The organism is Photobacterium sp. TLY01 (genome assembly GCF_021432065.1).
Taxonomy (GTDB): Bacteria; Pseudomonadota; Gammaproteobacteria; order Enterobacterales; family Vibrionaceae; genus Photobacterium; species Photobacterium halotolerans_A.
In genome coordinates this window covers 359,559-374,143 of the sequence record NZ_CP090364.1, presented here as the reverse complement: position 1 = coordinate 374,143, position 14,585 = coordinate 359,559, and the positions used below count along the sequence as shown (strand labels likewise).

Genomic DNA, 14,585 nt, shown 5'->3' with positions numbered 1-14,585 from the left:
TTAGATTAGCTGATCAGCCGCTTATTCGCTGAAGCGCTCAATCTTCATGCCCAGACCACGCAGCTTCTCTTCGATATGCTCGTAGCCACGGTCAATGTGATAAATCCGATCAACGATCGTCTCACCTTTGGCAATATTCCCGGCGATCACCAGACTGGCTGAGGCACGCAGATCAGTTGCCATCACCTGAGCACCGCTCAATCCTTTCGTTTCACCGCAGATCACAGTATTCCCTTCGATCTCAGCGTGTGCCCCCATACGGATGAGCTCAGGAATGTGCATGAAACGGTTCTCAAAGATCGTTTCAGTAATGATACCGGTTCCTTTGGCGACCAGATTCAACAATGAAAACTGGGCCTGCATATCCGTTGGGAAACCAGGGTGCGGCGCGGTACGGATATTGACAGCAGTCAATTCACGATCCGTCATGTCCAGACTGATCCAATCATCACCGGTTTCAATCAGGGCGCCCGCTTCTTCCAGTTTCGCCAGGGCGGCTTCGAGCAGCGAAGGGCGGGTGTGACGACACACTATTTTGCCGCCAGAAATCGCCGCGGCGACCAGAAATGTTCCGGTTTCAATCCGATCCGGCAGCACTTCATGATAGCCACCGCCCAGACGCGCAACCCCTTCAATCACGATCGTATCTGTACCGGCACCTGAGATTTTCGCCCCCAGGGTATTGAGGAAATCAGCCGTATCAACAATTTCCGGCTCGCGGGCCGCATTCTCAATCACGGTTTTCCCTTCGGCCAGCGTCGCCGCCGACATGATGGTCACAGTCGCACCAACACTGACTTTATCCATCACGATGTGAGCACCCTTCAGGCGACCAGCTACTTCGGCTTTTACATAGCCTTCTTCCAGGGTGATGGTCGCCCCCAGTTGTTCCAGGCCATGGATGTGCAAATCAACCGGACGAGCGCCAATCGCGCAGCCACCAGGCAGCGACACTTGGCCCTTACCGAAGCGGGCCACCAGAGGACCGAGCGCCCAAATGGAAGCACGCATGGTTTTCACCAGATCGTAAGGGGCACAATATTCATTAATATTGCTGGCATCGACATAAACAGAGCCATTACGCTCCACTTTTGCCCCTAAACGGCTCAGCAGTTCCATGGTGGTGTCAATATCACGCAGCTTAGGAACATTGCCAACTTCTACCGGCTCTTCAGCCAGCAGGGAGGCAAACAAAATTGGCAGGGCAGCATTTTTTGCGCCCGAAATCGCGACTTCACCGCGGAGTGGGCCATTGCCCTGAATTCGAAACTTCTGCATTGGTTATCTCTTACAAAGACATCAGCTTCTTGTCACGCGCCCACTCTTCAGGAGTGTAAGCTTTGATTGACAAGGCATGAATGGCATTCGTGGCAATGTGCGACATCAGTGGCGCATAAACTGCCTGTTGTTTTTTCACACGGCTCATGCCGTCAAACATTGCACCAACAGCAATCACCTGATAGTGGCTGCCTTCGCCACTCACTATGACTTCATCCAGCTCCAATGCATTTTCAAGAATTTGTTTAATTTCAGATGTTTCCACAAGCTATCCTCTACTTGAGCTGTTGATCATTCCATACAGGCAGCCAGCACAGTGTCGACATGACTCAGGCGGAGCAAGGTTAACAATTGTTGCGGCACGCCCTGCAGCACCAGATGACGTCCTGCCTGACTGAGTTCCTGATGCAAATGCAGCAGCATCACCATACCCGCAGAGTCTACCCGAGTCAGGCCAGACAGTTCGATCGTGACCTTAGCATCTTGTGGCATCCATTCACGTCTTTGCTGCCAAAAGGCTGGCACTGTGTCACGTTCCAGCGCCCCTGACAAGCGGTAATGGCCATTTTCCTGCACCTGCCATTGGATGGCGGGATTCCTCATGGTCATTTTTCCTCAGGTTTGATGGGTTTAGCCGCCAGCGCTCTTAAATCCTGCGTCACTTTGTCGACACCTTCCGTCCGCAGTTGTCCGCTCCACTCACTTTGCTTGGTTGAAATCATGCTGACCCCTTCGGCCACCATGTCATAGCCTTGCCACTCATTGGTCTGCTTATTCTTACGCAGTTTGAAATCCAGCCGAATGGGTGGGCGTTGCGGATCCAGAATATCCACACGGATTGAGACGATGGAGCTGCTGGCCGGCACTGACTTCACCGGTTCCATGCGAATCTCCTGATCTTTATACTGCGTCAGCACCTGTGCATAAGAGGCGACCAGATAATCAGTGAATGCATTCACAAAGTTATTGCGCTGCTCTTTGGTTGTCTGTTTCAACTGCGGCCCAAGCACTTTATAAGCGGCATAACGGGTGTTGATATAAGGCAGCAGCTCCTGACGAACCACAGTGCGCAGATAATCAGGATTACGCTGAATCTGGGCCTGCTCAGATTTCAGACGGGCGAATGTCTGTTGCGACACCGTCTGCATCATTTTATAAGGGTCCGTTTTATCAACGGTCGCAGCGCCGGCAAAGAGTGGTAAACACGCTATCGTCAGCCATAAAATCTTCAAAAATTTCATTGTTTTCTTCCTTATTTGTCGCCGTCGTTGCCTATGCTGTACAGCACCTGGCCAATCATGTCTTCCAGTACCAATGCCGATTTGGTGTCTTCAATGAAGTCACCGTCATCCAGCATCAGGATACCTTCATCAACAAAGCCCGGTGACAGCCCGAGATACTGCTCGCCCAATAGGCCTGAAGTAAGGATGGCAGCGGAACTGGTTTCTGGAAAGTAACCGTATTTCTTCTCAATCGCGAGTGTCACGATAGGGACATAAGACTCTGTATCCAGCGTGATATTACTCACCGTGCCAATGGTCACTCCCCCGACTTTGACCGGTGAACGGACTTTCAGTCCGCCAATGTTATCAAACCGCGCTTTTAAGTCGTAAGATTCAGAATTACCGAAGCTTTTCACATCTGCGACTTGAAATACCAGCACCAACAGCGCCACAATACCTGCGAATACAAAACTGCCGACCCAAAGTTCTAATTGTCTGTTCTGTTGCATGATTAATTCCCAAACATAAGTGCTGTCAGCACAAAATCTAAACCCAATACCGCCAATGAAGAGTTCACGACTGTCCGGGTGGTCGCCCGGCTGATCCCTTCTGATGTCGGCACGGCATCGAAGCCGTTATAAACCGCAATCCAGGTAACGGTCACAGCAAAGCACAGCGACTTAATCAGGCTGTTGCCTATGTCATAGCCCAGCTCGACGGATGACTGCATCACTGACCAGAAACTGCCGTAATCAATGCCTTTCCAGTTCACACCCACCAGCTGGCCGCCCCAGATGCCAACTGCAATAAAAAGCATTGTCAGTAGCGGCATGGAAATAACGCCCGCCCAGAAACGCGGTGCGACCACACGGCGAAGCGGATCTATAGCCATCATTTCCATGCTGGAAATCTGTTCGGTGGCTTTCATCAAGCCAATTTCAGCGGTCAGAGCCGAGCCGGCCCGGCCGGCAAACAGTAAAGCGGTGACCACAGGCCCCAGCTCCCGCAACAGTGACAGTGCCACCATCTGGCCCAGGCTGGTTTCTGCACCAAAATCCACCAGCACAATAAACCCCTGCAGGCTCAGTACCATACCGATAAATAAGCCCGATACCATAATGATAGCGACTGAGAGCACCCCAACCGAATAAAGCTGTTTTAACAGCAATGGGAACATTTTGGCGGGTTGCGGTTTACTCACCAGTGCGCCGGATAACAGCAGGGTCGCCCGTCCCATGGTACGGCAACTGGACAGCGTACTCTGGCCCAGCTGCACGATAAAATCCGTTAACATAATATGGAATTACCTTTCTTCATTCGCGATGACTCACCAACTCAGTGCAAGTTAGCGGTTACGACAAAAACTGGCTGAAAAGATCCTGCTCCAGTGCCTGTGCAGGGAAGTTAAAAGGAACAGGGCCGTCCGCTTTACCATCCAAAAACTGACGAACCCGCTCATCAGGATTGGCGTTCAGTTCATCCGGGGTGCCGCTGCCAATAATTTTGCCACCGGACAGCAAATACACATGATCGGCAATACTCATCACTTCAGGCACATCGTGTGACACGATAACCGAGGTGATGCTCAGGGCCTCGTTCAGGTTATGGATCAGCTTAACCAGTACTCCCATGGTAATAGGATCCTGCCCGACAAAAGGCTCGTCATACATGATAAGGTCTGGATCGAGTGCTATCGCCCGCGCCAGCGCGGCACGGCGTGCCATACCTCCGGACAATTCGTTGGGCATTAAATTCGCCGCTCCCCTTAAACCGACAGCTTCCAGTTTGAGCAGCACCAGCGTACGCAGCAAATCTTCTGGCAGTTCTGTGTGTTCACGCAGCGGAAACGCCACATTGTCGAACACGGTCATGTCGGTAAACAGCGCACCGGACTGAAAGAGCATACTCATCCGCTTGCGCGCCCGGTACAAGTCATTGCGCGACAAGGCTGGGATATTTTTATCGTCAAACCAAATCTCCCCCTGATCCGGCATTATCTGGCCGCCGATCAGACGAAGCAGGGTCGTTTTACCAATGCCGGACGGTCCCATAATGGCAGTAATTTTGCCTTTCGGAACCTCCAGTGACACATCATCAAAGATTTTGCGTTCACCTCGGGAAAACGTCAGGTTGTTAATACGAATTAACGCTTCGGTTGCTGTCATAACCTTCCTAAATACCCTTGTATCCGTGATTCATCCTGAATGCAGCCGATACAAGCATAATTGAATGTAATTAATTAGTTATATTGCATGTGGTTGATCATAGGTAGATTAGCAGACCAACTCAAGGGAATACCTGTCAGCTCGTTGTGATTTTTCGTGCTTGGCCTTTATCCGGTGAATTCAATCCCGACTCAGGTTATGAATCTTGTTTTTTATAACATAAAAGTCCTGAACGAAACCAATCCGGCTGCGGATTCAGTACCATTCACCCCCTCACAGGTCATCAGTTGCGGGTTTCCCATATCAAGATCACAGCACGAAAGTAAATACTCTCGGCTTTTCCTTCCATTTTCGTCAGTGAAACGTCAAAATTACCCCCTTCAAAACCAGCTCATTGAAAAATCTATAAGGGTTCATCATGCTTGAAGCCATCTTGTTGCTCTGTATCGGACTTGCGTTACTGGTATGGAGTGCAGATCGACTTGTGTTTGGTTCAGCAGCCTTAGCAAGAAATTTAGGGGTTGCTCCACTCATTATCGGTATGACCATTTTGGCGATGGGCTCCTCTGCCCCGGAAATGATGGTGTCTGCCACTGCGGCACTGGCAGGAAAAACAGATACCGCGGTCGGTAATGTTCTGGGTTCAAACATTGCAAATATTGCGTTAATCCTGGGTTTAACTGCCCTGATCAAGCCATTATCTATCAGTTCCGGCATTATTCGCCGTGAACTCCCGCTGATGATGGTGGTCACACTGATTGCAGGTGTATTGCTGTGGGACAGTTATTTAGGCTTCTTCGAAGGCGTCTTGCTGGTTGTTTTATTTGTTATTTTCATTCTGGCGATGCTGAAAGTCAGCCGCAGCGGAAACAACGGCGCTCAGGACATTCTGCTGGAAGAGCAGGAATCTGAAATTCCCCAGGGTGTCAGCAATGTGGCGGCATCCGTCTGGATTGTGATTGGCCTGGTCTTGCTGCCTTATGCGGCCAACATGCTGGTTGATTCCGCCGTCACCATTGCCAAATACTTCGGCATGAGCGATCTGGTGATCGGCCTGACGATTATTGCCGTCGGCACCAGCCTGCCGGAACTGGCGGCATCGATTGCCAGCCTCCAAAAAGGTGAAGACGACATGGCTGTAGGTAACATCATCGGCTCCAATGTCTTCAATATTCTGGCCGTGATGGGACTGCCGGGCCTGCTCAATCCCTCAGTGATCAGTCCACTGGCAATGGGACGGGACTTTTACGTCATGCTGGGCCTGTCTCTGCTGCTGGTGCTGATGGCACTGGGCAAACGCCGTCGCATCAACCGCCTGGAAGGCTTGATTCTGATTTTATGCTTTGTCGCCTATCAGAGCTATCTGCTTTATAATATGGCGGCTTAACCGAGAACGTAACTATGCCTGATTCCTTTGACTACGGCCAGATTGGCCGACGCGTGATTGACATTGAAGCCGAAGCCCTCAAGGGCCTGTCGCAATATATCAATGGCAGTTTCAGTGAAGCCTGTCAGCTCATCAGCCGCTGTCAGGGTAAAGTGATCGTCATGGGGATGGGAAAATCTGGCCACATCGGCTGTAAAATTGCCGCGACCCTTGCCAGCACAGGGACACCAGCATTTTTTGTCCACCCCGGAGAAGCCAGTCACGGCGATCTCGGTATGCTGGATAAACGTGATCTCGTGCTGGCGATTTCCAATTCCGGTGAAGCCGATGAAATCCTGACGCTGTTGCCTGTGATGAAACGCCAGGGCATTGCGTTAATCAGCATGACGGGCAAGCCCGATTCGACCATGGCACGGCTGGCTCAGGTGCATTTGCAAATCACTGTTAATCAGGAAGCCTGTCCGCTCAACCTGGCCCCCACTTCCAGTACCACCGCCACGCTGGCCATGGGAGATGCACTGGCGATTGCGCTGATGGAAGCTCGTGGTTTTACGGCGGACGATTTTGCCCTCTCCCACCCTGGCGGTGCGCTGGGTCGCAAATTATTGCTGCGCATTGCCGATGTGATGCACAGCGGCGATCGCCTGCCCGTGATCCACCAGGATGCCAGCATCAAAGATGCCCTGCTCGAAGTCTCCCGCCAGGGGCTGGGGATGACGGCCATCGTTGACGATCATCAAAGATTAAGCGGCATCTTTACCGATGGTGACCTGCGCCGCTTGCTCGATAAACGCATTGATATCCATCAGACACGGATTGGGGAAGTCATGTCTGCAAATCCGGCGACCATTTCCTCTCAGGTCCTGGCTGCCGAAGGGCTGAAACTGATGGAAGAAAGAAAAATTAACGGCCTGCTGGTTGTCGATGACCAGCAGCTGGTCGGTGCTCTGAATATGCATGATCTGCTCAGAGCCGGAGTAATGTGATGACGACAGAAATGCAACCGACCCTGTACGGACCGGTCCCGCAGCACCTTTTTCAGCGGGCCAGAAACATACGCCTGCTGATCTGCGATGTGGATGGCGTGTTTTCCGATGGCAGGATTTACATGGGTAACCAGGGCGAAGAGCTGAAAACTTTTCATACCCGGGACGGCTATGGCATCAAATCTCTGATGGCCGCCGGCGTTGAGGTGGCCATTATCACTGGCCGCCGCTCGCAGATTGTTGAAAACCGCATGTCAGCACTGGGTATCCGGCACATTTATCAGGGCCAGGACAACAAACTGGCAGCCTATCAGGATATCGTTGATAAACTGGGGATCGCAGCTGAATATACGGCTTATATCGGTGACGATCTCATTGACTGGCCCGTGATGGCCGAAGTGGGACTGTCCGTCTGCGTCGCCGACGGCCACCCGCTGCTGTCGCAACGAGCCAGCCTGACCACCCGCACCAAAGGCGGTTATGGTGCGGTGCGGGAAGTCTGCGATCTGATTCTGGAATCGCGCGGCGAATTGGATCAGCATAAGGGCCTGAGTATATGACGTTAAACCGGTTACTCTGTGCGCTGCTGGTCATACTGTGTGCATGGACCGGTTACTACCTGCTGCAAAAGCACTGGCAGCAGGACACTCTGACCGCGCCCGATAACGAAAAGCCGATCTTTACCGGAACCGGGGTGAAAAATACCTCATACAACGAAGCGGGTATTCGCAGCTACCGCATCGAATCCGACACCCTGGAGTATTACAACCTCAGCGGGAATACCGAGTTCCAGCAACCGGTGATCTGGGTTTACAAAGAGGGTAAAGAAAGTGAATGGCGCATCAGTGCAAATCACGCCACACTAGATAAAGAACACATACTGCAGATGTCTGGTAATGTGCGGATCTTCAATCTGTTACCTGACTCCGCCATTAATGCGATAAAAACAGATACACTGCGATTAGATTTAATCAGCAAAGATTTCGACACCCCCGATCCGGTCACGATTACCGGCAGTGCCTTTCAGAACGAAGGCATTGGCATGAAAGGGAACATGGAACGCAGTGTGGCGACCCTGATGAATAATGTGAAAGGTAGATATGAAGCTTTGCAAAATTAGCGCCCTGCTGTGCCTGGTAGTCAGCACCTCTGGCTGGGCATTAAGCAACGATACCGAGCAGCCGATCTATATCAACTCGGACAGCCAGGAACTGGACATCCAGAAAAACGTAGTGACCTTCACGGGCAACGTCTCGCTGCGTCAGGGCAGTATTGATATCCGTGCCGACAAAATCATTGTCACTCGCCAGACTCAAAATGGCGATCAGCAAACCATCGATGCCTATGGATCGCCGGCCACGTTTTATCAGAAGATGGATGACGGCAAACCCATCAACGGCTCTGCCATGCAAATGCGCTATGAGACAGCGACAGAATTTCTCAAGATGACAGACAAAGCCGTGCTGATTCAGGAAGGCAGTGAAATTAAGGGCAAAACCATCAGTTACAAAATTGATGAGCAGAAGCTGGTTGCGACCAGTGGTGACCAACAGCGTGTGACCACCATACTGCAGCCGAACCAGATCAAACAAAAACAATAAATAAGAGAACGAATGTCAAAGTTAACCGCAACCCATCTGGCGAAAAGCTACAACGGCCGTAAAGTCGTTTCCGATGTCAGCCTGGAAGTGGAATCTGGCAAGATTGTCGGTCTGCTTGGCCCGAACGGTGCCGGCAAAACCACGTCGTTTTATATGATTGTTGGTCTGGTTGCCCGTGATGAAGGCCAGATTACCATCGACGGTCATGACATCAGCCTGCAGCCCATGCATAACCGCGCCCGGATGGGCATTGGCTATTTGCCTCAGGAAGCATCGATCTTCCGCAAGCTGAGTGTACATGACAACCTGATGGCAGTGCTGCAGACCCGCGCAGACCTGACCAAAGCCGAACGCCAGGACAAGCTTGAGGAACTGCTGGATGAATTCCATATCCAGCATATTCGCAACAGTCAGGGCATGGCACTGTCGGGGGGCGAGCGACGCCGGGTAGAGATCGCCCGCGCACTGGCAGCCAACCCAAAATTTATTTTGCTGGATGAACCCTTTGCCGGGGTTGACCCTATCTCAGTGATCGATATTAAGAAGATCATCGAACACCTCAGAGATCGCGGCCTGGGCGTGTTAATCACAGACCACAACGTACGGGAAACGCTGGACGTTTGTGAGCACGCTTACATCGTCAGCCAAGGACAACTGATTGCGCACGGCTCACCGTCGGATGTGCTCAATGACGAGCACGTAAAACGTGTCTATCTGGGAGACCAGTTCCGTCTATAGTTATAGATAAAAGGATACAACCGAGGTAAGCTGCCAAGGCTGGTCGAAGGTTTTGATTCGACTGGCCTAAAGACCCCAAAACAAGCGATTCATACAATAATCACAAGGTGTCTGTACACGCATGAAAACTTCGCTCCAGCTCAAGCTTGGTCAACAATTGGCAATGACGCCGCAACTGCAACAGGCCATTCGTCTGCTGCAACTTTCTACCCTGGATCTGCAACAGGAAATCCAGGAGGCCTTAGATGCCAACCCCCTGCTGGAGCTTGACGAAAGCCACCCGGATGGCGACAGCCCGTCGTCTGATGCGGATGACATCCACGCCGACGGCAAAAACGATGCTGCAGAGCAATACGAAGACATCAGCAGCGATTCCTTCGATACCACAGATGTCATTGAGCAGCGGGAAATGCCGGCTGAGCTGCCCGTCGATACCACCTGGGATGATGTCTACAGCGCCGGGACCGGCAGTGCCGGGATTGCGCCGGATGACGACATGCCGGTCTATCAGGGCGAGACCACAGAAACCCTGCAAGATTACCTGATGTGGCAGCTGGAACTGACGCCGTTCAGCGATACCGACCGCGCGATTGCGTTTGCCATCATTGATGCCGTGGATGAGAAAGGCTATCTCACCTGCACCTGCGACGATATTCTGGAAAGCATGGGCGATGAAAACGTCGAACTCGATGAAGTCGAAGCCGTCCTGAAACGCGTCCAGCAATTTGATCCGCTGGGTGTAGCGTCACGAGATCTTCGCGAATGCCTGCTGCTGCAACTGGCCACCTATCCGGAAGATACGCCCTGGCTGAACGAAGCGAGAATGGTGCTGATTGAGCACCTGGATTTACTGGGCAACCGCGACTATCGCCAGCTGATGCGTGACACTAAGCTCAAAGAAGATGAGCTGAAAAACGTCATGGCCCTGATCCACTCTCTTGAACCCCGTCCGGGCAACCGTGTGGTGGCCTCGGAAACTGAGTACGTCATTCCAGACGTGTCCGTATTCAAGGATAAAGGCAAATGGGTGGTGACCATCAATCCGGACAGCGTGCCGCGCCTTCGCGTTAACGAACAGTACGCGGCGATGAGCAAACAAACGCGCAACAGTGCCGACAGCCAGTTTATCCGCAGCCATCTTCAGGATGCTAAATGGCTGATCAAAAGCCTGGAGAGCCGCAACGATACCCTGCTGAAAGTGGCACGCTGCATTGTTGAACATCAGCAAGATTTTTTTGAATACGGTGAGGAAGCCATGAAGCCGATGGTCCTCAACGATATTGCCCTGGCCGTTGAAATGCACGAATCAACGATCTCCCGGGTGACCACCCAGAAATTTATGCATACCCCACGCGGTATTTTTGAGTTGAAGTACTTCTTCTCAAGCCATGTCAGTACGGATAACGGCGGAGAATGCTCCTCCACGGCTATTCGCGCGCTGGTGAAGAAATTGGTTGCGGCCGAAAATCAGGCCAAACCCTTGAGTGATAGCAAAATTGCGACATTACTGGCGGATCAAGGCATCATGGTGGCTCGGCGCACAATCGCCAAATACCGTGAATCGCTGGGTATTCCGCCTTCAAGCCAAAGAAAACGCCTGCTCTGATCGCCGGCGATTAAGGAGGAAGATGTCTATGCAAATTAATCTCACTGGTCACCACATTGAAGTTACCCCTGCCCTGCGTGAGTATGTGACAACAAAGTTCGATAAGCTGGAACGCTTTTTCGATAAAATTAATAACGTGCATGTTGTGCTGAATGTAGAAAAAATGCAGCAAATTGCCGAAGCGACACTGCACATTAACGCGGGAGAGATCCACGCGAAAGCAGATTCTGAAAATATGTATGCGGCAATTGATCAATTAACTGATAAACTGGTCCGTCAACTGAACAAACATAAAGACAAACTCAATAGTCATTAACATGCAACTGAGTCGAGTATTAAGCCTGGACTGCACCAAGAGTGCAGTCCACTGCTCCAGTAAAAAACGTGCGCTGGAAATCATCAGCGAAATTGCTGGCCAACATTTAAACCAAAATCCTCAGCCACTGTTTGAGTGTATGCTCAGCCGTGAAAAAATGGGGAGTACAGGCATAGGGAATGGTATTGCCATTCCCCACGGCCGAGTCACCGACAGCGAACAGGCAATTGCAGTGTTGATCCAGTGTCAGCAGCCTATCCAGTTCGATGCGATTGACAATCAACCCGTCGATCTGCTTTTTGCGCTTCTGGTGCCGGATGCCCAGTGCAAAGAACACCTGAAGACGCTGTCCAGTATGGCCGAAAAGCTCAGCGATAAAGCGGTCCTCAAACAGCTCAGAGCAGCGAAAAGCGATGAAGAGCTTTACCAGATCATGACCTCAGAGCCGTCATAACAGCCATCAGGAAGGGTTTGTCATGAAATTGATGATAGTCAGCGGCCGCTCAGGCTCAGGTAAATCAGTGGCCCTCAGGGTACTGGAAGATCTCGGCTATTACTGTGTCGATAATCTGCCGGTACATTTGCTTTCGGATCTGATCAAAACCCTGGATCCTCACACCCAGAATGTTGCTGTCAGCATTGATGTCCGCAATATGCCGGCCGATCATGATCTGACCCGCTCAGCGCTGGAAGCCGTTCGCCAACAGGCAGACGTCAACCTGCTGTTTCTCGATGCCGATGACAATACCCTGGTCAAACGTTACAGTGAAACCCGGCGGCTGCACCCGCTCTCGAGACAAAATATGAGTCTGGAAGAAGCGATTCAGGCGGAAAGCGCCTGGCTGGCAGATCTGAAAGAAGCCGCCGATCTGGTGCTGGATACCACGCAACTGTCGATTCATGATCTGAGTGAAACCGTGCGCGCTCGCGTGCTGGGACGCCAGGCCCGTGAACTGGTGATGGTCTTTGAATCCTTTGGATTCAAACATGGCTTACCCACAGATGCGGATTACGTGTTTGATGTCCGTTTCTTACCCAACCCCCACTGGGTCCCTGAACTCAAGCCGCAAACCGGCCTCGACAGCGAAGTACAGGACTATCTGGCCAGTCACTATGAAGTCAGCCAGCTGATTTATCAGATCCGGCACTTTCTGGAAAGCTGGCTGCCTTTGCTTGAGAAAAACAACCGCAGTTACGTCACGGTTGCCATCGGCTGTACCGGCGGCCAGCACCGCTCTGTATATGTTGCCCAGCAACTGGCCGACTATTTCCGCCAGCGGGGACAACAGGTTCAGGTGCGTCATCGTACCCTGGAAAAACAAAGTCACCTGAAGCATTGAGCATGAATACTGTCAGTCGGGAATTATTCATTAAGAACCGCCTTGGCCTGCATGCCAGGGCGGCGATCAAACTGGTCGAACTGGCACAGAGTTTTGATGCCATTATCACTGTCACCAACGAAGACAAATCTGCCACTGCCGACAGTGTCATGGGCTTGCTCATGCTGGAATCAGCACAGGGCCAGAAGATCATCGTCAGTGCTGAAGGGGGAGACGCCAGCGTCGCGCTGGACGCGGTGGCCTCACTGATCGAAAACGGTTTTGATGAAGACAGCTGAGTTTCGCACAGTATGCTCCGTCGCTGCGAAATCTGATAGATCTGACATGATGTTGTCCGCATCCGTATCGAACAATCACAAAACGCCCGGCAACAGACGATAAATCCCCTTTGTTAAGCCTCGACCTCCCCTTCTTACAGCCAGGTGAAATCTTAGCAAGATCTCAGATCCAGTGAGACAAAGACGGCGCGATTACGTTAATATTCAGCTTATTGCGCCATTTCCCGGCAATTTGCATCGCAACAGGGCTGGGTGTATTCACGAAGCAAGGTAGTTCTCTCTATGGCGGACGTTTTCGAGCAAGATCAAACCCACCAGACACTACAGCAGGTTAACCAGGCCCTGGACCGAGGGATGTTCGTTCACGTCCGGCGAATGTTGCAGGATATGGAGCCGGAGGATATCGCCCACCTGCTCGAAGCCTGTCCGCCCAAAGAACGTCAGGTGCTGTGGCAGTTGACCGATCCTGAAGAGCAGGGTGAGATCCTCGACGAACTGTCTGAAGACGTCAAAGACGGTATCGTAGCCATGATGGCGCCGGAAAAACTGGCAGCTGTCACTGAAGGTATGGAAAGCGACGATGTCGCTTACGTACTTCGTAGCCTGCCTGACAGCCGTTTCCGTGAAGTACTGGCACAGATGGATGCTGCGGACCGGCATCGCGTCGAGCTGGCGCTGGCTTATCCGGAGGAAAGCGCCGGCGGTATCATGAGTACCGACTTCGTCACCATCCGTGGCGATGTCACCGCCGATGTGGTCCTGCGTTATCTGCGTATGCGGGGCGAACTGCCGGAAGCCACCGATACCCTCTATGTGGTGGATGAACACAATGTGCTGATCGGCCATCTCTCACTGGCCACCCTGATCACCACGCAACCTGACGTCCAGATCCATGAGGTGATGGACGATCCGGATGAAGCCATCAATGTCGAGATGGATGACAGCGAAGTGGCCAACCTGTTTGAGCGCCGCAACTGGCTCTCTGCGCCTGTGGTCGACGCCAATAACCAGCTGGTCGGTCGGATCACCATTGATGATGTGGTCGACATCATCCGGGAAGACGCCGAACACTCCATGATGAGTATGGCGGGGATGGACGACGATGAAGATACCTTTGCGCCGGTCATGAAATCCGCCCGCCGCCGCAGCATCTGGCTGGGCGTCAATGTCCTGGCGGCACTTGCCGCCGCCTCTGTCTCCAACATGTTTGAAGACACCCTGGATAAAATGGCCGCCATCGCCGTGCTCATGACAATCGTCCCTTCGATGGGTGGCGTCGCTGGCAACCAGACTGTCGCCCTGGTGATCCGCGGTCTGGCCGTCGGCCATATCGGCGATTCCAACACCCGCTGGCTGCTCAGTAAAGAAGCCAGGGTTGGTCTAATCAATGGTCTCTTGTGGGCCGGGATCATTGGCGGCGTGGTGGTTCTGTGGAAAGGTAACCTGATGCTCGGCGCCATTATCGCCGGTGCAATGCTGACCAATTTGCTGATCGCCGGTATCGCGGGGGTCGGCGTACCGATTATTCTCAAAAAACTCAATGTCGACCCGGCACTCGCGGGTGGTATGGCATTAACCACCATTACCGATATTATCGGCCTGTCGGTGTTTCTCGGCCTGGCAACTGTGTTTCTCACCTGACGGTTCAGAAACAAAAAAGGTCCGGC

General features: G+C 52.2%; 19 protein-coding genes. 12 read left to right on the top strand and 7 right to left on the bottom strand.

The window, feature by feature from the left end:
* Nucleotides 1-21: 21 nt before the first annotated feature.
* The 7 genes from murA to mlaF are packed head-to-tail and all read right to left on the bottom strand — an operon-like array spanning nt 22 to nt 4,666.
* Nucleotides 22-1,278 carry a UDP-N-acetylglucosamine 1-carboxyvinyltransferase gene (murA, locus tag LN341_RS01830; RefSeq protein ID WP_234203930.1) on the bottom strand — a complete coding sequence of 419 codons (1,257 nt, stop codon included), beginning with the start codon at nt 1,276-1,278 and terminating at the stop codon, nt 22-24.
* 10 nt (nt 1,279-1,288) lie between these two features.
* On the bottom strand, nt 1,289-1,543 hold the full coding sequence (ibaG, locus tag LN341_RS01825) for a BolA family iron metabolism protein IbaG (protein WP_234203929.1): 255 nt from the start codon (nt 1,541-1,543) through the stop codon (nt 1,289-1,291).
* Nucleotides 1,544-1,569: 26 nt separating this feature from the next.
* On the bottom strand, nt 1,570-1,887 hold the full coding sequence (locus LN341_RS01820) for a lipid asymmetry maintenance protein MlaB (protein ID WP_370643688.1): 318 nt from the start codon (nt 1,885-1,887) through the stop codon (nt 1,570-1,572).
* On the bottom strand, nt 1,884-2,519 hold the full coding sequence (gene mlaC, locus LN341_RS01815) for a phospholipid-binding protein MlaC (protein WP_046220585.1): 636 nt from the start codon (nt 2,517-2,519) through the stop codon (nt 1,884-1,886). Before mlaC ends, LN341_RS01820 begins: the two co-directional genes overlap by 4 nt.
* Nucleotides 2,520-2,530: 11 nt before the next feature.
* Nucleotides 2,531-3,010 carry an outer membrane lipid asymmetry maintenance protein MlaD gene (mlaD, locus tag LN341_RS01810; RefSeq protein WP_046220586.1) on the bottom strand — a complete coding sequence of 160 codons (480 nt, stop codon included), beginning with the start codon at nt 3,008-3,010 and terminating at the stop codon, nt 2,531-2,533.
* A gap of 2 nt (nt 3,011-3,012) precedes the next feature.
* Nucleotides 3,013-3,795, bottom strand: a complete 783-nt coding sequence (mlaE, locus tag LN341_RS01805) for a lipid asymmetry maintenance ABC transporter permease subunit MlaE (protein ID WP_234203928.1) — start codon at nt 3,793-3,795, stop codon at nt 3,013-3,015.
* Between the two features lie 58 nt (nt 3,796-3,853).
* Nucleotides 3,854-4,666 (bottom strand): phospholipid ABC transporter ATP-binding protein MlaF, encoded by an 813-nt coding sequence (gene mlaF, locus LN341_RS01800; protein WP_234203927.1) that lies wholly within the window; start codon nt 4,664-4,666, stop codon nt 3,854-3,856.
* 418 nt (nt 4,667-5,084) lie between these two features.
* Between mlaF and LN341_RS01795 the strand changes: the two genes are divergently transcribed.
* The 12 genes from LN341_RS01795 (at nt 5,085) to mgtE (ending at nt 14,559) form a co-directional block, all read left to right on the top strand.
* Nucleotides 5,085-6,053: a calcium/sodium antiporter gene (locus LN341_RS01795; RefSeq protein WP_046220589.1), complete on the top strand. Its 969-nt coding sequence runs from the start codon at nt 5,085-5,087 to the stop codon at nt 6,051-6,053.
* Nucleotides 6,054-6,067: 14 nt separating this feature from the next.
* Nucleotides 6,068-7,039, top strand: coding sequence for an arabinose-5-phosphate isomerase KdsD (kdsD, locus tag LN341_RS01790; protein WP_046220590.1), 972 nt, complete (start codon nt 6,068-6,070; stop codon nt 7,037-7,039).
* Complete coding sequence (gene kdsC, locus LN341_RS01785) at nt 7,039-7,599, top strand: 3-deoxy-manno-octulosonate-8-phosphatase KdsC (RefSeq protein WP_046220591.1); 561 nt, start codon at nt 7,039-7,041, stop codon at nt 7,597-7,599. Before kdsD ends, kdsC begins: the two co-directional genes overlap by 1 nt.
* Nucleotides 7,596-8,159 (top strand): LPS export ABC transporter periplasmic protein LptC, encoded by a 564-nt coding sequence (gene lptC, locus LN341_RS01780; RefSeq protein ID WP_234203926.1) that lies wholly within the window; start codon nt 7,596-7,598, stop codon nt 8,157-8,159. Before kdsC ends, lptC begins: the two co-directional genes overlap by 4 nt.
* Nucleotides 8,140-8,640, top strand: a complete 501-nt coding sequence (gene lptA, locus LN341_RS01775; protein WP_046220593.1) for a lipopolysaccharide transport periplasmic protein LptA — start codon at nt 8,140-8,142, stop codon at nt 8,638-8,640. Before lptC ends, lptA begins: the two co-directional genes overlap by 20 nt.
* 12 nt (nt 8,641-8,652) lie before the next feature.
* Nucleotides 8,653-9,378, top strand: a complete 726-nt coding sequence (gene lptB, locus LN341_RS01770; protein ID WP_046220594.1) for an LPS export ABC transporter ATP-binding protein — start codon at nt 8,653-8,655, stop codon at nt 9,376-9,378.
* A 121-nt stretch (nt 9,379-9,499) separates the two neighbouring features.
* On the top strand, nt 9,500-10,984 hold the full coding sequence (gene rpoN, locus LN341_RS01765; protein WP_046220595.1) for an RNA polymerase factor sigma-54: 1,485 nt from the start codon (nt 9,500-9,502) through the stop codon (nt 10,982-10,984).
* Nucleotides 10,985-11,012: 28 nt separating this feature from the next.
* Nucleotides 11,013-11,300 (top strand): ribosome hibernation promoting factor, encoded by a 288-nt coding sequence (gene hpf / locus LN341_RS01760; protein WP_046220596.1) that lies wholly within the window; start codon nt 11,013-11,015, stop codon nt 11,298-11,300.
* Between the two features lies 1 nt (nt 11,301).
* Nucleotides 11,302-11,754, top strand: coding sequence for a PTS IIA-like nitrogen regulatory protein PtsN (gene ptsN, locus LN341_RS01755; protein WP_046220597.1), 453 nt, complete (start codon nt 11,302-11,304; stop codon nt 11,752-11,754).
* 22 nt (nt 11,755-11,776) lie between these two features.
* Nucleotides 11,777-12,640 carry an RNase adapter RapZ gene (gene rapZ, locus LN341_RS01750; protein WP_046220598.1) on the top strand — a complete coding sequence of 288 codons (864 nt, stop codon included), beginning with the start codon at nt 11,777-11,779 and terminating at the stop codon, nt 12,638-12,640.
* Between the two features lie 2 nt (nt 12,641-12,642).
* Nucleotides 12,643-12,918 carry an HPr family phosphocarrier protein gene (locus LN341_RS01745; RefSeq protein WP_234203925.1) on the top strand — a complete coding sequence of 92 codons (276 nt, stop codon included), beginning with the start codon at nt 12,643-12,645 and terminating at the stop codon, nt 12,916-12,918.
* A 282-nt stretch (nt 12,919-13,200) separates the two neighbouring features.
* Complete coding sequence (gene mgtE, locus LN341_RS01740) at nt 13,201-14,559, top strand: magnesium transporter (RefSeq protein ID WP_046220600.1); 1,359 nt, start codon at nt 13,201-13,203, stop codon at nt 14,557-14,559.
* The last annotated feature ends 26 nt before the right edge of the window (nt 14,560-14,585 follow it).